Source organism: Methanomassiliicoccus luminyensis B10 (genome assembly GCF_000308215.1).
In the GTDB taxonomy this organism is placed as follows: Archaea; Thermoplasmatota; Thermoplasmata; order Methanomassiliicoccales; family Methanomassiliicoccaceae; genus Methanomassiliicoccus; species Methanomassiliicoccus luminyensis.
The window spans coordinates 1-19,194 of record NZ_CAJE01000024.1; the positions used below are offsets into that span (position 1 = coordinate 1).

The window sequence follows — 19,194 nt, forward strand, 5'->3', positions numbered from 1 at the left end:
CGGTGTCGGGAGCTGAATCATGATGCTCCAGTGCTCCTTGGTCTTGAACCCGAAGGCACGGTGGAACGCTGTGCGTATCTTATCGTTCGATCTGGCCCACGGTAGCTCCGCCTGTTTCACTCCATGGTCCGGACAGGAGGTCCGGGGAACGCGGACGTGGAGGTAGGCCTCGTACCCGAAGAAATTGAGGTGCCTCCAGACACGCTCCGAGATATCATGGACATGGTACACGTTCTGGCACCCCGGGCAGGGGAACCGCGCCCCCCGCTCGAAGTCGATAAGGATGTCCAGCCGCCTGTCGCTCATGCTCAGCTCAACATCGCCACGAACCGGGGGCCTTCAGCCCCAGGCGGCCCGGAAGAGGAACTTGCCCTTCACGATGAAGTTTGCCCGCATGATGTTGAGAGAGACCTAAATGACCGGGGGTCAGGAAAACTCTGAACACATAATGAATGTAGCTCCTCATGGCTTCGGAAGAATAATCGCAAATGTATATATCACCGAACGGGCAATAGGTTTTGCTTCATTCGAGCACAACCGTTAGGGGACATCCAAATGGACGAACTGCAGAACATCAGGGAGAAGAAGAGGCAGGAGCTGGAGAAGGCAGCGGAATGGCCCTCTGAGCCGGTCGAGGTGAGGGACGACAACTTCAACGACTTTTTGAAAAAGCACAAGGTCGCCGTGGTGGACTGCTGGGCTCCCTGGTGCGGCCCCTGCCGCGCGATGGGCCCCGTCATCGACGCCTTGGCCGCGGAGATGAAGGGCCAGGCGGCGTTCGGAAAGCTCAATACCGATGAGAACCCCAAGACCTCTATGCGGTTCCAGATCGAGGCCATACCAACCCTCCTGGTGTTCAGAGAGGGGGAGTTGGTGGACCGCCACGTCGGAGCGAGGCCCAAGGACGACCTCAAGCGGAGGCTGACGTCAAGGCTTTGATCTCAAACCCCTTTGATTTACACTTTAAGCCTTTTTAAACCCAAAGGTATAATATCATGGCCTCCGCTCTTGCTCACGTCATGAACACCGAGGCGGACGTTACCATAGTAGGGCTGGGCCCCGCGGGACTCCAGGCGGCCATACATGCCGCGAGGAAGAAGGTGAGGACAGTGGCCATCGGCAAGAGCGCCGGCTCCGCGCTGAACAGGGCGGAGGTGGAGAACTACCTCGGCGTCCCCCACGCAGAGGGCGCCGAGCTGCTGAGGATCGGCCGGGAGCAGGCCGCCAAGTTCGGGGCCGAACTCCTGGAAGAAGAGGTCACCAAGGCGGAGAGGGACGGCGACATGTTCGTCATCACCACCGACCACGACCGCACCGTCCGGACCAAGGCGCTGGTGCTCGCCCTCGGGGTGGCGCGCAACAAGCTCGGAGTGCCGGGAGAGAAGGACTACCTGGGAAAGGGCGTATCATACTGCGCCTCCTGCGACGGCGGGTTCTTCAGAGGCCGCCCCGTCGCCGTCATCGGAGAGGAGAGCGAGGCCGCGGAGTCGGCCATCCTGATGACGGAGATCGCCAGCAAGGTGTACTGGGTGAACCGCGGGCTCAAGGTCTCCGAGCACCTCATGGAGAAGGCCAGGAAGACCACCATGGAGATCGTGGAAGGCAAGCCGGTCAAGATCGCCGGCGGGGACACCGTCACCGGCCTGGAGCTGGAGGGAGGCAGGAAGCTCGACGTCAACGGCGTGTTCATCGCCCTGGGGGCCAAGGGCTCCATGGAGATCGCCCTGGAGCTTGGGATCATGCCCGACCCCTCGGGCAAGATACCGGTCAACGAGGATATGCGGACCGAAGTGGAGAAGGTCTACGCCTGCGGCGACGTCACCGGCCTCCCGTACCAGGTGGCCAGAGCGGTCGGCCAGGGCTGCATTGCCGGCGACAACGCGGCCAAAGCGGTCCGGCAGGAGAAGGCCTGATGTCCCTGGAGAACGAGCTGGTGGCCGGGATCCTCCGAGAGGAGGGAGGGTTCCGCAACGCGCTGAGGAAGGTGCTGGAAGAGGACCTCAAGATGAGCATTCACGAGTTCTGCTCTCAGACCGGGCTCTCTCCCTCGACCATTTACAAGATCATGCAGGACCAGCGGGAGCCGAACCTGCGCACGGTGAGGGAGATCATCCGCGCCGTCCGGAGGCTGGAGACCCGTCCTCATGGCAACTTCATCGCCGTCATAGCCGCCCGCCCGGTCCTGAACCGCATCGAGGAGAGGACCATGAAGGTAGGGGACCGCGACGTCAGGGTGAAGGAGTACCCCGCCAACAGCATGGAGGACGCCATCATCGCCGCCACCATGGCCGAGAAGGACGGGGCGCTGGCGATAGTGTGCGCTCCGATAGTCGCTCCGACCATCCAGAAGATATTGACCATCCCGGTGTCGATAGTGATCCCGAGGGACAGCATCATGAGGGCCATCGAGGTGGCCGCGCAGAAGACGTTGTGAATCTCAGACGCCCTCTCTCTGCTGCTCCAACTCGTCCAGGACGGTTTTGCGCAGCTCGATGAACTCCGGGCTGCTGCGGTCCCGGGGGCGGGAAAGGTCGATGGAGTAGACGCTCTTGACCTTACCTGGCCGGTTGGTCAGCACGACGATTCGGTCGGCCAGGTAGACCGCCTCATCCACCGAGTGGGTGACGAAGATCACTGTCTTCTTGGTTTCCTGCCATATGCGCAGCAGCTCTTTCTGCATGAAGTTCCTGGTCTGGGCGTCCAGTGCGCCGAACGGCTCGTCCATGAGAAGTATGGCCGGGTCGGAGGCCAGCGCCCTGGCGATCCCGACCCTCTGTTTCATGCCCCCGGACAGCTGGTTGGGGTGAGAATTCTCGAAGCCGGTCAGGCCGACCAGGTCGATGTAGTGCTTTGATATCCTCGTTCTCTCCTCGGCCGGCATCCCCCTGATCTCCAGGCCGAACTCCACGTTCCGCTTCACGCTGCGCCAGGGGAACAGGGCGAACTCCTGGAACACCATGCCGCGGTCTGAACCGGGCTCGGTTATCTCCTTGCCCCGGAGCTTCATGCTCCCGGAGGTGGGGGCCTGGAGCCCCGCGATGAGGCGCAGGATAGTGGTCTTGCCGCTGCCTGAAGGACCGAGGATGCAGACGAACTCGCCCTCCTTTACGTCCATGCTGAAATCGTCTAGGACCAGCATGTCCTTGCCGTCCCTCGGGAAGGTCTTGTCCAGGTTGTCTATGGTGAGTATCAGGCCATTCCCATCCATGCGTCCACCTTCTTCTCCACATAGTTGCTGATGGCCAGCGTGATTATTCCCAGCACTCCCACCGTGATCATTCCTGCGAACATGATGTCATACCGCCCGATGCTCTGCCCGGCAGTGATGAGAACTCCCACGCCCCCGCCCCTCACGGCAATGAGCTCGGCGGCCACGATGCACATCCAGCCGATGCCCACGCCGATCCTGATGCCCGTCATTATGTACGGCACGGCGTAAGGAAATATGACCTTAGTGAACAGCTGGATTCCGGAGGCGCCCTGGGTCCTGGCCGCGTCGATCAATATGGGGTCCACGCTCCTGACGCCGAAGATAATGTTCGAGAGTAGGGGGAAGAACACCCCAATGAATATGGTGATGACGGGCCCCCAGAACAGGCCGAATGCCAGGAGCAGGAAGACGACCCATGCAATGGGCGGCACCGGCCGCAGGATCTCGATGATCGGCCGGGTGAACGCGTCAACGTATGAAATGGTCCCTATCGCCAGGCCGAGGGGCACCGCCACCAGCAAGGCCAGCGCGAACCCGCTAAGGAACCTGCTCAAGCTCGAGAAGATATTGGTAAGTAGTGACTGACCGGTGACAGGGTCCCGGGTCCAGGCCTGGACCAGCGCCCCCCATACCTCCGGAGGGGTGGGAAGGTAGAACTGCCCCTGGCCCTGGAGATATGATGCCGCCAGCCACCAGGCGGCTATGAAAATGGGCAGGGACGAGATCATAAGCGCCAGCTTGGTGATGTCGCGCCTTTCCAAGCTCGGCTTATGGAGCCATCCGAAGGAATCGGTCATACTGAGGCCACCTTACAAGATTAAAAAATAAAAAGGTTTGTAGGGGCTCAGCCCCTCACGAGATCGTATCCATACTTGTCCGCAATGGCTACCAGGAGAAGGTACTGGATGGAAGACGATCCTGGCTGACCTATGACGAGGCCGTCCAGGTCTTCGATACTCCTATCCCCGCTGATCACCAGTGCGGACCCCTCGGTGTTGGCCAGGGACAATATCTTGACGTCGATGCCCTGGTTGGCGTGGTTCAGGAGGACCGGAGGAGCGCCGAGGTAGGCCATATCTATGAGGTTCTCGCTGCTAGCGAAGGCCGTCATGACCGCGCCGCCATTGTTATACCCTCCAACGGTCGCACCATCAGGCAGGGCGGTCTGTATGCCATATGTCGCGAACAGGCTCTTGCCGCCTCCTACCTCGATGTTCTCGGCCACCACTCTGGCGAACTGGTGAAGGTCGCCCTGAAGGTAGCCGATACGAACGGTGATGGGGGTGAAGCCATCATCCACCGGCTGGATGTTGGCTGCAGCCTCGAGATGGGTAGCATCAATAAGGCCGTTCACGAAGCTGTTGACATCGGAAACCCTGTTGCTCTGTATGAGGCCAGCGTCCACATAGTCCTCGGTGAACTGCTTGAAGTAGGCCACACTCTCTGAGGTGATGTTGTAGGTGAGCTTCATGTGCTGCAGCGAGCTGTCCACGACCTCGGTGCTTCGGCCGCTGAAGCTGGCTCCGATCTGCAGCAGTAGAGTGTAGTTGGTTGGATTGGTTTCCTTGTTGGCTATGGCGTCGGCAATCCAGAGATTCGCTTCGATATGCGCCTTCAGGACCCTATTGACAGCGTCCGGGTTGGAGTTCAGGAAGTCGCCGTCAGCCACCACGACACAGCATGGATGGTCCGGCCAGATATCACCGGACCACACTAGGGCATGGGCGGTGCCGGCCAAGATGGAGTCCGACACGTAGGGCTCCCAGCTGACCCCGCCATCAATGTTGCCCGACTGGATCTGAGCTTGCTGATCCACTGGCGCGACATCGGTGTACTTGATGGTCTTGCCGCCTAAGTTGACCGCTCCAGACAAGAATAAGCCAGCAACGACCAATGCCGCGACCACGACCACGGCTGCTACGGCTATGTATTTTCTTTGCATAGTAAGAACCTACAACAATACCGAGAAAAACGTATAAATGATTTTTTCATTATATGGCTAAATTTATCCTATTGATACAAATTCCAGGGCTGATTGTACAGATGTCTCCCTTTTCTACATAAAAATGTTCGAGCGCCCCCGCTCGATGACCCGAGATCGTTCGAAAGGCCCCGCCTCGGATAATAAAAGCTATTAGCTTGAAAAATATCTCACATTGACCAAAAATGTTCGAGCTTAACGTCGAGAGCAACACGCCGCTCACCCCCCTGAGCGACGTGGATGACATCGCCCTGCAGTTCCTTACGCACATCGGCTATCTGCCCAAGGGTTATAACCCCAAGACCAACGTAATCGATACCCAGGACAGCGTCCCGTACCGCCTGTTCATGGACTGCTTCATGCGCAACCCGAAGCGGGCCTGGACGGTGGAGGAGCTGGCGGCGTACCTGAAGACGACCAAGCCGACCATATATCGCCATCTCAACAAGCTTAAGGGGATCGACATCCTCGAAGAGGTGGAGACGGAGAGGGAGGGGGGCATGAAGAAGGGATACCGCATTCGCTACGGGGACCTGCGCAAGGCCTGGAGCTTCACCGAGGCCAACGTGGATATGGCCATGCGCAACTACCGCGAGACGGTGGACCACTTCCAGAAGCTGATGGAGGGATGACAGGATGCCTGTGAAAGATATCGAGCAGATGATAACCATAGGATCGAAGTACCGCATCATGAGCATGGGAGGCGAGAACGAGAAGGCCGTGGTGTCCGTGGGGGAGTTCCGGGGCTACGCCGCTTTCGCCAACGAGACCGCACTGGTGCTGAAGCTGGACGAGTCCCACGGCGAGGACGCCGGCCACGTGCGTTTCATCCCCTACCACGCCATCCTGCTGATCGACGTGATCACCCTCGCCCCCAAGGAAGAGCAGGAAGAGAAAGAGGACAACCGGGTATACTATAGGTGATCGGGAGCATCTGTGTTTGGTGTGGGATATCACGAAGAGATCATACGATCGATACTGGACGGCAGGATAAGGAACAAGGACGACCTGCAGAGGGCCAAGATAGATCTGTGCCGGAAGTACGCTCTGCCGGGGGTGCCGCCGAACTCCGAGACCCTCGCGCTGGTCAGCGAGGACGACCTGCCCCTGGTGGAGGAGATATTGCGCCTCAAGCCGGTGCGCACGCTATCGGGGGTGGCGGTGGTGGCGGTAATGACGTCCCCCGCCCCGTGCCCGCACGGCAAGTGCGTCTACTGCCCCGGGGGAGTGGAGTCCGGCTCTCCCCAGTCGTACACCGGCAAGGAGCCTGCCGCCCGGAGGGGGGAGTCCTACGGCTTCGACCCCTATGAGCAGACAAGGGGGCGCATCGAGCAGCTGGAAGCCATCGGGCATCCCACCGACAAGATCGACCTCATAGTGATGGGAGGCACCTTCACCTCCCGCCCCCGGGAATACCAGGTGGACTTCGTAAAGAGGTGCTTCGAGGCCATGAATGGCGAGGTGTCCCCGAGCCTCGAGGAAGCTCAGGCTGCCAACGAGACGGCCGGGCACCGCTGCATCGGGATGACCATCGAGACCCGCCCGGACGCCATGACGGAGGAGCAGGTCGCCCTGTCCATGGCGCTCGGGATGACCAGGGTGGAGATGGGAGTGCAGATACTGGACGAGGCGATACTGCGCGCGGTGAACCGCGGCCACGGCCTCCAAGCGGTGATCGACGCCACCCGGGTGGCGAAGCGCAGCGGGCTAAAGGTGTGCTACCATGTCATGCCCGGGCTGCCCGGCTCCTCGCCGGAGAAGGACCTGGAGAGCTTCCGCAGGATGTTCGACGACCCCGTCTTCCGGCCGGACATGCTGAAGCTGTACCCCACCCTGGTGGTCAAGGGGACCAAGCTCTACGATATGTGGGCCCGGGGGGAGTATCGCCCCTACACCACCGAGGAGGCGGTGGAGATCATGGCCGAGATGAAGCGCCTGGTGCCGCCGTGGGTCAGGATCCAGAGGATCCAGCGTGACATCCCGGTACCGCTCATCGAGGCCGGGGTGGACAAGGGGCACCTGCGCGAGCTGATCAAGGAACGCATGCGCTCGCAAGGGCGGCAGTGCCGGTGCATCCGGTGCCGCGAGGTCGGCCTGAAAGGCATCCGGGACTACACCGTCGACCAGCTGCGGCTCGAGGTGCAGAGGTACGAGGCCTCGGGAGGCGCGGAGAGCTTCATATCCTTCGAGCTGCCGGAGCAGGACGCCCTGGTCGGCTATGTCCGCCTGAGGACCGACGGTTCCCCCCTGGCTAGCATCAGGGAGCTGAAGGTGTTCGGAAGGCTCGTGCCGCTAAAAGGGGCGGGGGTGGGATGGCAGCACCGCGGGGTCGGCAAAGATCTCATGGCGAGGGCGGAGGAAGCGGCCTCGGACGCCGGGTGCGAGAGGATCAGGGTCACCAGCGGCGTGGGGGTGCGACGCTACTATGCTTCGCTGGGCTACCAGCGGGACGGGGTCTATATGTCCAAGCGGCTCGCGGAGTGAGGGCGGCAGGCGGGCTGGGAGAACGAACGGTCAGAGAAAGTGAAGGTGAGGGGGTCTCCCTCATAGAAAAACAGTGGGAACGCTTCAGGCGTTGGTCCCGGCCATGACCACGACGTCGCGGACCGCCCTCATCTCGCTGAAGGGCAGGACCAGCCTTCCCTGGGGGTCGGTCTTGTACAGCCTGGTCTCGACCTCTTCCGCGGGCACCACCAGAACGTTCTGGATGTCTCCGCTGGAGGTGTTGATCAGGAAGTTCTCGATCATGCCTAGGATCTGCCCGTCATTGGTCATAACGGTCTTTCCCTTGAGCTCAGTAATGAATTTTCTCATCCCAGCACCCTCATGCCTATTTGAATTCTGACTATCGGATGCAACTGTTTGTCCTTATTTATCACTATCCATCCTGTGGTGCGGGAAGGAAAAAGGCGGGCCCTCCGCGTTCAGCCTTGTGAAAATAAAACCCCCCTTCACAGGTTTTTTACCGACCGCCCCGAGCGGGACATCTGCATCCCAATGGAACTATCGGGAGCGTCCCCTCCATTAAAATGGCCAGCGCCTTCCCTATCTCATCTCGCTCGCAGCCCCCGCTCGACCGTCGTCACATATACATGAATCGTTTTACAGTTACAGGGGCTTTGTTATTCCGAAATACAAGATCCAGAACATAGTAGCGTCTGCCGATCTGGGGACCGAGCTTGATCTAACCCAGCTCGTCGTGGAAATGGAAAACGCGGAGTACGAACCGGAATCCTTTCCTGGCTTGGTCTTCCGGCTGAAGAAGCCGAAGACAGCGACCCTCATCTTCCGAAGCGGGAAGATCGTTTGTACCGGCTCCAAGTCGATAGGGGACGTAAAGCAGGCGATACAAATGGTCACAGAGAGCCTGAAGGACGCCGGGATCCCCCTCACCGGCTCTCCGGCCTATGAGGTCCAGAACATCGTTGCCTCGGCCGACCTCGAGCAGCCCATCAACCTGACCTCGACGGTGATCTCCCTGGGCCTCGAAAAGGTGGAGTACGAACCGGAGGTGTTTCCCGGGCTGGTGTACCGCCTGGACGACCCCAAGGTCGTTATCCTGCTGTTCGGGTCGGGAAGGCTGGTCTGCACCGGGGCGAAAAAACCGATGGACGTGGAAGCGGCGATCGTCAGGATCTCCAGAGAGCTGCGTTCCGTTGGCCTGCTCTCGCCGGAGCCGCCGGGCATGTCGGAGAAGGACCGCCTGGCCTGATCGGAGCATATCTTCCGGTATAACTCCAGAAGCCTTGATCTCGGCAAGAATAGCGGGATCTTTCGGCCATGTGAGATCATCGTATCGAATTTTTAGAACGTTCGGAGCACTGGTGAAAAGGGCGCGCCCCGCGGCACACGCTCAGGGGCACTTTCGGGCACCTCCCCGAAAACCAGTCATATGTCCTTATCCGATGCGTGTCGAAGGTGAGGGTAATGATGGACATACACGACCGGCTCCAGGTGGAAAAGCTGCTCGAGCTCCTGTATGAACGGCAGGCCGCCAGGGTCAGGCCGGAGATGAGGCATCGGTGCGGGCCGCTCCAGGAGACGGCGGCGCTCATCATCCGCTTCAAGGAGATGGCGATCGAGGACCTGTCGAAGGACCTCGGAATGGACGACCCGGCCGCCTGCGACGAGTGCGGCGGGGAATGCCATGATGTCAAGGAATACCGGCTCAGGCGCCCGGTCGAGGAATGTGTCACTGCATACTGACTTGCCGAGAGAACACCTCTCAGGGGGTGCGGATGAGCTGGTCTATCTCGACCAGCTTCTGTGCGACCTTCTTGCCCTTGGGGGTAAGAGAATACAGGTAGGTCAACCGCGGCTTCTCCTCGATGCGTATCTTGAGCAGGCCGATCGACTCCATCCTCCTGGTCAGGTTCTTCATGCGGTCGTAACCGCCGGCTATCTGCCTGAGGTCGTAGGCCCGGGCCTCTCCCCTCTTGTCAATGAGCAAAAGGATGCTCACCGCGGATGTCTCGTCGAGTATCGTGACGTCGGCCTTGGCCGCCTGTTCCATCTAGAAAACCGAACCTCTCTCTTCATGTTATACCTGATTATCCAGTATTCAATTTTGAACACCGAAAACTAATAAATACTTGCACTCCCTTTCAGAATTCGGAATACAACACTGAACACGGAAATGAGATGACCGGTAGTCATGTCGGCAGGCAGCTACCCTTTTAGAGGGGGGAGCGGGGCATATCGGACCTTCCATACTCCTAGTGCCATTGGGCGCCCCCTCCCCCGTGATGTTCGGGCACCACGACCCAGCCCGGGTCGATGAGGCGGATGAGATCTGATGGGAAAGACGTTCTATTTGAGCGACAGTGAGAGGTATCTCCTTTGCGGACTGCTCAGGGGAGAGCTGCCGGCGGACATCATGGCCAGGCTGAAGCGCTTGTACGGGGAGACCCGCGATCTCGAGGAGATCTCCCTGGTCATAACCCGCAAGCTGGAGGATTGATCGTGCTCGAGAACAACACGCGCGCGTCGCGGCCGGGAAGCGGCCGCGGGACGTTCATGCACTGCTCCCCCTGGCAGAGAAGGCGGGATCTGCGCTGGAACAACGAGCGGGCAAGTTTTATAATCACATGGGCATTACGTCGTGCAAAGGCGAGATGGTCTTAGATTGCTTAGCCGCGACAAATGGTCCCCTGTCGAGAATGGAAGCGCCTTCGTGAACATACTCGGAGACTATCGCTATATGAGCGAGGGGCATTATGGGAGCGTCGAGGCGGAGATCGCCGGCGTGAAGGTATACCCCACCATCAAGGAGTCGCTGGACGCTTATGTGGTCCCTCTGTGCATGGAGAGGGCCAAGGCCGCGGGGATCAAGGTCCCCGACTACTACATATCCAACGGTTATTTTGAGCCGCCCGCCATCGTGTACCCCATCAACCCCTTCATGAAGAAGCACAGCGTGGTGTACAAGGCCGGGCACGTCAAGCGCATCTCCAAGTCCATGACCCGGAACTACAAGTACGCCATCTGCGTGCAGAAGATCTCCGAGGACGTGGCCGTGCGCGAGTACAAGTGCGTCATGGGCAACACCACCTGCGACGAGCTGTCCACCATGGCCGCCCAGGTGTGGGACCTTTTCCATCTTCCGATCTGCAGCCTCAGGGTGATCGAGAACGGCGAGATCATGCTCTCCGCCATCGAGCCCCTGCCCCTGCATGAGCTGGGCTCGAAGGAGCTGAAGCTCCTCAGGAAGGCGAACGAATGGCAGATATAGCCTGTTTTGTAGAGCGCTACACCGTCAGCCGCGCCGAGGAGCTCACCGCCCTCGCCAACTTCAAGCTGGCCGCGCATCAGCTCGGGCACAAGCTGGAGTACGTGTTCCGCGCGGACATCGGGAAGATACCGATGTACGACGCGCTGTTCATCCGGTCGCTCACCGACCCGCTCAACGCCGCATACGTCGCGGCGAGGACCGCGGAGCTGCACGGCATGACGGTCATCGACGACCCTGATTCTATCATCATCTGCTGCGACAAGATCAACATGTACCTACACCTGATGCGCGAGAACGTGCCGATACCGGAAACCAGGTTCGTGGGCAAGAGGGAGCTGGACCGGAGGACCATGGAGCAGCTGTTCGACGAGCTCGGCTCTCCCCTGGTCCTCAAGGCGCCGCACACCTCCTTCTCGATGCACGTGGACAAGGTGGATTCGGCAAGCGCGTTCGAGGAGGTGGCCCGGAAGTACTACCGGAGGGCGGACGAGATAGTGGTGCAGAGGTATATTCCCAGCCGCTTTGACTGGAGGGTCACGACCCTCAACGGCGAACCGCTGTTCGTGTGCAAGTACGTCATGCCCGGCAACCACTGGAAGATCCAGCGGAGCGACAACGGGCACGTCACCTGGGCGAAGATCGAGGCGCAGGACCTCAAGGCCGTCGACCCCAAGCTCATCGAGGCTGGGCTGAAAGCGTCCAGGGCCATCGGCAAGGGCCTCTACGGCGTGGACATCAAGGAGGTCGACGGCAAGTACATCGTCATCGAGGTGAACGACAACCCCAACATCGACGCGGGCGGCGAGGACGCCAGGAACCCCGAGGTGTACGGGCGGATCATCAGGTACCTCGCCGGCGAGTGACGCGGGCCCCCGTTCTAACGGTACACCCCAGGGTCCTGCCACTTCACCGGCACGGTCTCCAGGGACCTGGCGAAGTTCTCGTACCACTTCATGACATCCTTGGTCGACGACGCCCTGACGATCTTCAACGCACCCTCGAAGTGCCGCCCCGACACCATCTCGCTGTCGCGGTCCTCGCGCATGGCGGCCATGGCGGCCTCCCTGCACAGCGCCTCCAGGTCCGCTCCCACGAAGCCCTCTGTCCGGGACGCTATGTGCTCCAGGTCCACCCCGTTCAGGGGCATGTCCCTGGTATTGATCCTCAGTATGCCCAGGCGGGCGGCCTGGTCGGGGACCGGGACCAGGGCGAGGCGGTCGAAGCGGCCCGGCCTCAGGAGGGCGGGGTCCACGATGTCCGGCCGGTTGGTGGCGGCGATCACCGTCACGCGGTCCAGGGACTCGAACCCGTCCATGGTGGTGAGGAGCTGGTTCACCACCCTCTCGGTGGCGTTGGACTCCGGCGACGAGCCCCGCCGGGAGGCGATGGAATCGATCTCGTCGAGGAACACTATGCACGGCGCGACCTGCTTGGCCTTCTTGAAGATCTGGCGGATCGCCTTCTCCGACTCCCCGACCCACTTGGACATTATCTCCGGTCCCTTGATGGAGATGAAGTTCACCTTGCATTCGTTGGCCACGGCCTTGGCCAGAAGGGTCTTTCCCGTCCCGGGCGGGCCGTACAGCAGCACCCCGCGGCCGGGGCGGATGCCCAGCCGCTTGAAGGACTGGGGGCTCTCCAGGGGGAGCTCGATCATCTCCTTGAGCAGGCGCTTGATGTCCTCCAGGCCGCCGATGTCCTCCCAGCCGACCTGAGGGACCTCCACGGCCACCTCGCGCATGGCCGACGGCTCCACGTCCTTGAGCGCCTCCTTGAAATCGGCCTGCGTAACGCGCATGGTCTCCAGCACGTCCGGGGGAATGGGCTTGTCCAGTTCGAACTCGGGGACGAAGCGGCCCAGGCACTTCATGGCCGCCTCCCTGGCCAGCGAGGCGATGTCGGCGCCCACGAAGCCGTGGGTGACATTGGCCAGGGAGTCGATGTCCACGTCCCCGTCCAGCGGCATGCCCCTGGTGTGTATCTGCAGGATCTCCTTCCTCCCCGCCAGCGTGGGGACCCCGATCTCTATCTCCCGGTCGAACCGCCCGGGACGGCGGAGCGCCGGATCGATGGAGTCCTCGCGGTTGGTCGCCCCTATCACGATGACCTGCCCCCTACCGCCCAGCCCGTCCATCAGGGTGAGCAGCTGCGCTACCACGCGGCGCTCCGTCTCTCCGGTCACCTCCTCCCTCTTGGGCGCGATGGAGTCGATCTCGTCGATGAACACGATGGATGGCGCGGCCTTCTCGGCCTCCTCGAACTTCTCGCGGAGCTTTTCCTCGCTCTGGCCGTAGTACTTGGACATTATCTCCGGCCCGTTGATGGAAAAGAAGTTGGCGCCCGATTCGCTCGCCACGGCCTTGGCGATGAGCGTTTTTCCGGTCCCGGGCGGGCCGTACAGCAAAACCCCTTTGGGAGGGTCGATGCCCAGGCGGTCGAACAGCTCGGGGTGCTTGAGCGGCAGCTCGATGATCTCCCTCACCCGCTTCAGCTCGTCCTCCAGGCCGCCCACGTCGTCGTAGGTCACCGACATGGTGGCCGTCTCGACGGTCTCCACCGGCTCGGTCTTCACCACTAGCTCGGTATGGCCGCCCACCACCACTACTCCGGAGGGCTGCGTGCCGGTCACCACGAACGGGAGGAACCCTCCCATCAGGGCTATGTTGGGGATGATGATGGCGTCCCCCTTCACCAGGGGGCGGTTGCTCAGTCCCTTCTTGAACAGCTCCTCCACTCCCTGGCCGAAGCGGACCCTCTTGCCCGGGGGTATCTTCGGCGCCACCGTGATCTTTGTCGCTGGCTGGGTCTCGGCCTTGAGCACGGTGACCTTTTCCCCGATGGACACCCCGGCGTTGGAGCGGACCATGCCGTCGATGGCGATGACGCCCTTGCCCTCGTCCTCGGCGGAGGCCCGGAACACCTTGGCGGCCGTTCTCCTCTTGCCCACTATCTCGATGAAGTCACCCATGTCAACATCGATGTCTTTCCGGGTCTGGGTGTCGATCCGGGCACGTCCCAGGCCGACCTCCGATTGGTGTTGAGCGCTGGCGACGCGAAGAGTTGTCGATTCCGCCACGATATCCTCACTGGCCTGAAAGCCGAGAGCCGATATTAACTTATTTGACAGAATAGTTATCTTCAAAAAAATTGGGCGGACGCCGCCCGGGAAGGCGTCCTTGTTTTTCATGCCCTTGCAGCGGAGGACGAAGCGAAAAACTAATCATGCTGGAGCATCTTGGAGCTGGGCATGGAGATGGACCCGGAGTGCGTCCCCTGCCTGCTGGGGCGAGTCCTGTTCGAGGCCAACCTGTGCGATCCCAAGAAGGCCCGGGCGGCCATGGCCGATTCCCTGAAGATACTGGACGAGGGCTTCCGTCCCGGTGTCAACTCCGCCCGGCTCGCCACCCTGGTGCACAAGCGCGCCTATAAGATCCTGGGCCGCGCCGATCCCTACGAGGGGCTGAAGGCCCGCAGCGTGGAGGTGGCCAGCGAGCTGCTGCCGGAAGCGGAGGCGTTCATCGAAAGGTCCGAGGACCGTCTGGAGGCAGCGGTGAAGGTCGCTATCGCCGGCAACGTGATGGACTTCGGCATCCAAGGGCTGGAGGACCCCGACGAGCTGTCCAGGGCCTTCGGGTCGCTCATCAGCCAGCCGCTGGGGGTGAACGACGTTCCGGGCATGCGGGCGCTGCTGGGGCCGTCCAAGAGGGCAGTGTACCTTCTAGACAACTGCGGGGAGGACGTCCTGGACCGTCTGCTGGTGCGCGAGATCAAGGCCCTCGGCGCCACCGTGGTGGGCGTGGTGAAGGGGGAGCCGGTCCTCACTGACGTGACCCTGAAGGACGCCAAGGCCTCCGGGGTCCACGGCGAGTTCGACGAGGTCATCGGCACTGGCATGTTCGCGGTCGGCCTCGACCCCCAGCGCATGGGCGACCGGCTCAGGGGCGAGCTGTCCCGGGCCGATCTCATCATCGCCAAGGGCATGGCCAACTTCGAGTCCCTGTCTGATTCCGCCTACCGCCCCATCGCCTACCTCATGCGGGCGAAGTGCCATCCCGTGGCCAGGGCGGTGGGTGCCAGGAAGGGGGACAACGTGGCCAAGCTGGTGTGCTAGACCCCGCCATTTAATATATCGGCGCCTCCATTTTGAGACCTGGGGCGGGATGCACCGCACCTTTCCCAAGGTGGCGGCCCCCGACGGTGGAGCGGGGCCGAGAAGCTGATGACGATGAACGACCGGATACAAGCAGTCATACTGGCCGGCGGCGAGGGCACCAGGCTGCGGCCGTTGACCAACACCAGGCCCAAGCCGCTGCTGCCCATTCTGGGCAGGCCGTGCGTGGAGTACGTCATCAGGTCCCTGGCCGACGCCGACGCGGCCAAGGTTTACCTGACCTGCGGCTATCGCTCCCAGGACATGCTCGACGCTCTGGGCGACGGCCGCCGGTTCGGGGTGGACCTGGAGTTCGCCCTGGAGGACCAGCCGGCCGGCACCGCCGGGGCGGTGAAGCTGCTGGAGGACAAGCTGGACGGCACCTTCGTGGTGGCTAGCGGCGACGTGCTTGCCGACGTGGACATACGCTCCCTGGTGGAAGCGCACCGCCGGAAGAAGGCGGTGGCCACCATGGCCCTGACCACCGTGGACCGCCCCGAGGAGTTCGGCATCGTGGGCCTGGACGACGACGGCAGGATCGTCCGGTTCAAGGAGAAGCCCCGGACCGAGGAGGTGTTCTCCAACCTCATCAACGCCGGGATATACGTCCTGGAGAAGGAGGCCCTGGACCACGTCCCCGAAGGGGAGAAGTTCGACTTCTCCAAGCAGCTGTTCCCCCGCCTGCTAGAGCTGGGGAGGCCGATCTACGGCTCCAAGATTGAGGGGCTGTGGAAGGACATCGGCCGGCCCCGGGACCTGCTGGACGCCAACGTGCGCATGGCCGAGCGGAAGGGGCAGGCCATCAAGGTGGACGGGGCCAAGAGCACCGGCCGCATCGTGGGGGCCGATTTCACCGCCAGAGGGAGCGAGGTCCGCGGGCCCGCGTACGTGGGCAGCAAGACCGTGCTGGGAAAAGGCTCGCTCCTCGACCGCAGCGCGGTGGGCGGCGCCGTGGAAGTGGGCGCCGGCACCACGATATCTGACTCCTTCGTAATGGGCGGGTGCGTCCTGGGCGAGGGCTGCGAGATAAAGGGCAGCTTGCTGGGCGAAGGGTGCACCATCGGGCCGGGGGCCAGGATCATGGACAGCGTCCTGGGGGACAGGGTGCGCCTGGACGCCTCCTCCGTGGTCGAGAACAGGACCCTGGAGTAAGCTCTGGCGTACCGGGCCGATGGCGGGACGCCATCTTCTCTATGCTATCATCAGAGATGTCCCTGACATGCACGCCGCGGAGGCGCGCTGATGCCGGTTATACCATCGGCAGCCGCCGTTCCGGCGGGAGCGGGGCTCAGGCCCTGATCCTCATGAAGACCTCCCTGGCCCTCTCGATGTTGTCGACGGCCACCGCGATCTCCTCCACTGAGGAGCCGGTGTTGCCCAGGATGTACATGGACTCGATATTCAGGCCGGCCTTGGAAAGTGACCTGGCGAGCTTGGCCAGCTCGCCCGGGCGATCGGGAAGGGACACCACCTCGACGGGCCTCTCGGAGAACTCCAGCTTGGCCGCCTTCAGCGCGCTCCTGGCGCTGGCCTCGTCATCGGTCACCACCCTTATGATGGGCTGGGGAGCGCCCATGTCGGTCGAGATCCCTCGGATGTTGACCGAGTTCTTGGACAGGACCTCGGCGATCCGTGCAACATCACCCGGCTTGTTCTGAACACGTATCTCGAACTGCAGTGTCATCGATTGAGAATAGATGTCACGCCTATCGGTAAATACATGCGCATAACGGACCCTCGCCTCCCGGCGGGACCAGGAAGATAAATATTAGTGGCGCGCCGCCTTACGCTCTACGCCGGAGGAAGGTGAATGAGAGCAGTGCTGCTTACCAGGAGGCTGGACGACAAGCCCACCAACGGGTTCGAGCGATATGCCCATAACCTGTACTATGGGCTCAGGTCCCTCGGGGCCGACGTGGGACTGATCAACCAGGACTCCCCCCTGCCGGTGCGCCCCTCGAGCTCGCTGATCAGCCCGCCCTACTACGACATCATCCTGCCGCTGCTGAGGCTGCCGAGGAAGATGTTCCGGGCCGACCTCTACCACGCCCTCACCGATTCCCAGGCGGTCCTCTTCCCCTTCCTGAAGGGCAAGAAGGTGGTGACCATACACCACGTGGACCTTACTCCCCCCGGCTCGCCCTCCGAGGCTGTCTTCAGGCGGTTCTACACTCTCGGCACCGAGCTCGCCGTGAGGTACGCGGACCACTTCATCTGCATCTCCGAGCAGACCAAGAAGGAGCTGATGGAGCACTACCGGGTCAGGGAGGAGGACATCACGGTGGTGCTTCAATCGATCTCCCCCCTGTGCCGCCCCATGGCCAAGACCGGCAGGGCGGTTGGGTACTTCGGGGCCCTGAAGAAGCGCAAGAACGTGGAGTTCCTGATACGCGCGTTCGCCATCATGCAAGAGCGGCACCGCATGCCCGAATGCAGGCTGATCATATGCGGGGAGGGGCCCGACAAGGACTGGTTGATGTCCCTGGCCCGGGAGCTTGGGGTGGGTTCGCTGGTCGATTTCAAGGGCGAGATCCTCGAGGACAGGATCACCGAGACCTACAACTCCTTCACGGTGTTCGGGTTCCCCAGCCTCCAGGAGGGCTTCGGAGTGCCCATACTGGAAGCCCAGGCCTGCGGCGTGCCGGTGCTCACCCTCGAAGGGGCCATGGTCCCCCATGAGGTGACCAGGCATGCCATACCCTGCCGGGATGAGGCTGACATGGCGGAGAAGATGCACTGGCTACTGACGGACGACGAGGCCAGGGAGAAGGTGGTGAGGGAAGGGATCGAATACGCGTCCTCTTTCTCAGGCGCCGCGGTCTCCGAGCGGACCCTGCGGGTGTACGAGAAGGTCCTGGGCGAGTGAGGCTCAGATGCGGGCCGGCCGGTGGATGTGCGCGCTGATCACATCGAAGCTGAACGCTACCGTCAGGCCGAGCAGCGACGGGATCACCGCTATTCCCAAGAGGTCCTCGTTCAGGGTGAACGACATGAACAGGTTCAGGATGTACCCCATGAACGCTATGGCGATGAGCATGATCCCTCGGGATATGCTGTCCCTGATGCCGATCAGCTTTATGGCCAGCTCGTTGGCCGTCACCATGAACACGATCGCCCCCATCAGGGCCAGCACCGTGTTGAAGTAGAAGTTGTGGGTCATCTCTCCCAGGAACATGATGGCCACCACGGTGGACAACAGGCCGAGGCCCATGGCAGTGACCATCCTGCCCCACGTGCTCAGGAGGAAGACCACGGACAGGGTGGCCATGGTCCTTCCGACCACTCCGCACTGCTTCATTATCGACAGGACGATGCGGGAGTTAAGCTTGGACTCCCCGCTGCGCCTGGTGCTGAACTTGAAGATGACCTCGTCGATCTTGATATCCCGGGGGGCGAACTTGAGGAGGTCGAACAGCGCCTTGAAGCCCTGCCTCTCAAACCTCTTGTCATTCTCCCGGATGATGTTCTGGCATAGCGCGGCCTCCCCGCCGAAGAAGCCGGACATAGTATCCGCGGAGCCGGGCTGGCGTTTGCACCAGAGATAGAAGCTGGCCATGGCGTTCGCGCCCCAGGAGGCGAACTGCCGGTAGAACATCATGCTCATCTTGTCCTCCCGCACCCCGATGACCAGCTGGTTACCCTCCTGGAGGGACGCGAGCATCGCCCCAATCCTCTCCGGGGGGTGCTGGAAGTCGGCGTCCATGACCACGAAGTACTTGGTGTCAGTGTTCAGGATGCCGTCCATGATGCTGGCGGTGAGGCCCTTGTCCGAGGGGTCCCGCTTTATGACCCTTATTCTGCCCGGCTCGGCCTGGATGGCCTGGGCCTTTTCGGGCGTGCCATCATTGGAATTGTCGTCAACAACGAGGATCTTGGAGGCTGGGAAAAGCTCCGAGACGGCGTTCACCATGGGAACTATGTTCTCAGCCTCGTTCAAAGTGGGCAAAATAACGGTTAGCTCCCCACCAGTTTCGCTGCTGGCTGACATGTCCACTTGCGATACCCCTATGCTGTATATATCTTTTCCTTACCGGCTTAACGCCCGTAAATAGCTATGCATGTTACCGGGCGCGCGCGGTCTTGCTGGCAATAGCGCCCCCGCACTGAGGGCCAAGGTCCTC

At 61.6% G+C, this 19,194-nt stretch carries 23 protein-coding genes; 14 read left to right on the forward strand and 9 right to left on the reverse strand.

Going from position 1 to position 19,194, the window contains the following annotated elements:
* Positions 1-306: transposase family protein (locus tag WYS_RS12805; protein ID WP_026069112.1), on the reverse strand; the 306-nt coding region annotated here is incomplete at its 3' end.
* Positions 307-555: 249 nt separating this feature from the next.
* Between WYS_RS12805 and trxA the strand changes: the two genes are divergently transcribed.
* Genes trxA through WYS_RS12820 form a run of 3 tightly spaced genes read left to right on the forward strand, consistent with a single transcriptional unit; the run spans position 556 to position 2,434 of the window.
* The gene (gene trxA / locus WYS_RS12810; protein WP_019178572.1) at positions 556-939 is read left to right on the forward strand and encodes a thioredoxin; all 384 of its coding nucleotides are present in this window, start codon (positions 556-558) and stop codon (positions 937-939) included.
* 56 nt (positions 940-995) lie between these two features.
* Positions 996-1,913: an NAD(P)/FAD-dependent oxidoreductase gene (locus WYS_RS12815; protein WP_236993813.1), complete on the forward strand. Its 918-nt coding sequence runs from the start codon at positions 996-998 to the stop codon at positions 1,911-1,913.
* A complete protein-coding gene (locus tag WYS_RS12820) occupies positions 1,913-2,434 on the forward strand; it encodes a helix-turn-helix domain-containing protein (protein WP_019178574.1) in 522 nt (173 codons plus the stop codon). The genes WYS_RS12815 and WYS_RS12820 overlap by 1 nt, the downstream gene beginning before the upstream one ends.
* 3 nt (positions 2,435-2,437) lie before the next feature.
* Here WYS_RS12820 and WYS_RS12825 read toward each other — a convergent pair whose 3' ends face one another.
* Genes WYS_RS12825 through WYS_RS12835 form a run of 3 tightly spaced genes read right to left on the reverse strand, consistent with a single transcriptional unit; the run spans position 2,438 to position 5,153 of the window.
* Complete coding sequence (locus WYS_RS12825; protein WP_019178575.1) at positions 2,438-3,208, reverse strand: ABC transporter ATP-binding protein; 771 nt, start codon at positions 3,206-3,208, stop codon at positions 2,438-2,440.
* Positions 3,190-4,008 (reverse strand): ABC transporter permease, encoded by an 819-nt coding sequence (locus WYS_RS12830; RefSeq protein ID WP_019178576.1) that lies wholly within the window; start codon positions 4,006-4,008, stop codon positions 3,190-3,192. The genes WYS_RS12825 and WYS_RS12830 overlap by 19 nt, the downstream gene beginning before the upstream one ends.
* Positions 4,009-4,055: 47 nt before the next feature.
* On the reverse strand, positions 4,056-5,153 hold the full coding sequence (locus tag WYS_RS12835; RefSeq protein WP_081579992.1) for an ABC transporter substrate-binding protein: 1,098 nt from the start codon (positions 5,151-5,153) through the stop codon (positions 4,056-4,058).
* Between the two features lie 224 nt (positions 5,154-5,377).
* Between WYS_RS12835 and WYS_RS12840 the strand changes: the two genes are divergently transcribed.
* Genes WYS_RS12840 through WYS_RS12850 form a run of 3 tightly spaced genes read left to right on the forward strand, consistent with a single transcriptional unit; the run spans position 5,378 to position 7,676 of the window.
* Entirely contained in the window at positions 5,378-5,824 is a 447-nt protein-coding gene (locus tag WYS_RS12840) for a helix-turn-helix domain-containing protein (RefSeq protein WP_019178578.1), read from the forward strand.
* A 4-nt stretch (positions 5,825-5,828) separates the two neighbouring features.
* A complete protein-coding gene (locus tag WYS_RS12845; RefSeq protein ID WP_019178579.1) occupies positions 5,829-6,116 on the forward strand; it encodes a hypothetical protein in 288 nt (95 codons plus the stop codon).
* 21 nt (positions 6,117-6,137) lie between these two features.
* Positions 6,138-7,676 (forward strand): tRNA uridine(34) 5-carboxymethylaminomethyl modification radical SAM/GNAT enzyme Elp3, encoded by a 1,539-nt coding sequence (locus tag WYS_RS12850; protein WP_019178580.1) that lies wholly within the window; start codon positions 6,138-6,140, stop codon positions 7,674-7,676.
* Between the two features lie 84 nt (positions 7,677-7,760).
* Here the strand turns inward: WYS_RS12850 and WYS_RS12855 are convergent, their stop codons facing one another.
* Positions 7,761-8,006 (reverse strand): PRC-barrel domain-containing protein, encoded by a 246-nt coding sequence (locus tag WYS_RS12855; RefSeq protein ID WP_026069114.1) that lies wholly within the window; start codon positions 8,004-8,006, stop codon positions 7,761-7,763.
* A 310-nt stretch (positions 8,007-8,316) separates the two neighbouring features.
* On the opposite strand from WYS_RS12855, the gene WYS_RS15425 reads away from it, so the two are divergent.
* A complete protein-coding gene (locus WYS_RS15425) occupies positions 8,317-8,904 on the forward strand; it encodes a TATA-box-binding protein (protein ID WP_049796376.1) in 588 nt (195 codons plus the stop codon).
* 215 nt (positions 8,905-9,119) lie between these two features.
* Entirely contained in the window at positions 9,120-9,398 is a 279-nt protein-coding gene (locus tag WYS_RS12865; protein WP_019178583.1) for a hypothetical protein, read from the forward strand.
* 19 nt (positions 9,399-9,417) lie between these two features.
* Here WYS_RS12865 and WYS_RS12870 read toward each other — a convergent pair whose 3' ends face one another.
* Positions 9,418-9,705 carry a hypothetical protein gene (locus WYS_RS12870; protein ID WP_019178584.1) on the reverse strand — a complete coding sequence of 96 codons (288 nt, stop codon included), beginning with the start codon at positions 9,703-9,705 and terminating at the stop codon, positions 9,418-9,420.
* 282 nt (positions 9,706-9,987) lie between these two features.
* Between WYS_RS12870 and WYS_RS16180 the strand changes: the two genes are divergently transcribed.
* From WYS_RS16180 to WYS_RS12885, 3 genes are all read left to right on the forward strand, one after another.
* A complete protein-coding gene (locus WYS_RS16180; RefSeq protein WP_019178585.1) occupies positions 9,988-10,152 on the forward strand; it encodes a hypothetical protein in 165 nt (54 codons plus the stop codon).
* A gap of 213 nt (positions 10,153-10,365) precedes the next feature.
* Positions 10,366-10,923: a RimK-like ATPgrasp N-terminal domain-containing protein gene (locus WYS_RS12880; protein ID WP_147654221.1), complete on the forward strand. Its 558-nt coding sequence runs from the start codon at positions 10,366-10,368 to the stop codon at positions 10,921-10,923.
* Positions 10,911-11,786 (forward strand): ATP-grasp domain-containing protein, encoded by an 876-nt coding sequence (locus tag WYS_RS12885; protein WP_019178587.1) that lies wholly within the window; start codon positions 10,911-10,913, stop codon positions 11,784-11,786. The genes WYS_RS12880 and WYS_RS12885 overlap by 13 nt, the downstream gene beginning before the upstream one ends.
* Positions 11,787-11,800: 14 nt before the next feature.
* Here the strand turns inward: WYS_RS12885 and WYS_RS12890 are convergent, their stop codons facing one another.
* Positions 11,801-13,999 (reverse strand): CDC48 family AAA ATPase, encoded by a 2,199-nt coding sequence (locus WYS_RS12890; protein ID WP_049796378.1) that lies wholly within the window; start codon positions 13,997-13,999, stop codon positions 11,801-11,803.
* A gap of 171 nt (positions 14,000-14,170) precedes the next feature.
* Between WYS_RS12890 and WYS_RS12895 the strand changes: the two genes are divergently transcribed.
* Together WYS_RS12895 and WYS_RS12900 are read left to right on the forward strand one after the other, a co-directional pair.
* On the forward strand, positions 14,171-15,034 hold the full coding sequence (locus WYS_RS12895; protein ID WP_026069116.1) for a damage-control phosphatase ARMT1 family protein: 864 nt from the start codon (positions 14,171-14,173) through the stop codon (positions 15,032-15,034).
* A gap of 114 nt (positions 15,035-15,148) precedes the next feature.
* Positions 15,149-16,225 carry a sugar phosphate nucleotidyltransferase gene (locus tag WYS_RS12900; protein WP_019178590.1) on the forward strand — a complete coding sequence of 359 codons (1,077 nt, stop codon included), beginning with the start codon at positions 15,149-15,151 and terminating at the stop codon, positions 16,223-16,225.
* A gap of 136 nt (positions 16,226-16,361) precedes the next feature.
* On the opposite strand, the gene WYS_RS12905 is transcribed toward WYS_RS12900, so the two are convergent.
* Positions 16,362-16,757, reverse strand: coding sequence for a hypothetical protein (locus WYS_RS12905; protein ID WP_019178591.1), 396 nt, complete (start codon positions 16,755-16,757; stop codon positions 16,362-16,364).
* A gap of 126 nt (positions 16,758-16,883) precedes the next feature.
* Here WYS_RS12905 and WYS_RS12910 point away from each other — a divergent pair, with 126 nt between their 5' ends.
* Complete coding sequence (locus WYS_RS12910) at positions 16,884-17,939, forward strand: glycosyltransferase (RefSeq protein WP_081579995.1); 1,056 nt, start codon at positions 16,884-16,886, stop codon at positions 17,937-17,939.
* 3 nt (positions 17,940-17,942) lie between these two features.
* Here the strand turns inward: WYS_RS12910 and WYS_RS12915 are convergent, their stop codons facing one another.
* Positions 17,943-19,061: a glycosyltransferase gene (locus WYS_RS12915; RefSeq protein ID WP_081579996.1), complete on the reverse strand. Its 1,119-nt coding sequence runs from the start codon at positions 19,059-19,061 to the stop codon at positions 17,943-17,945.
* Between the last annotated feature and the right edge of the window lie 133 nt (positions 19,062-19,194).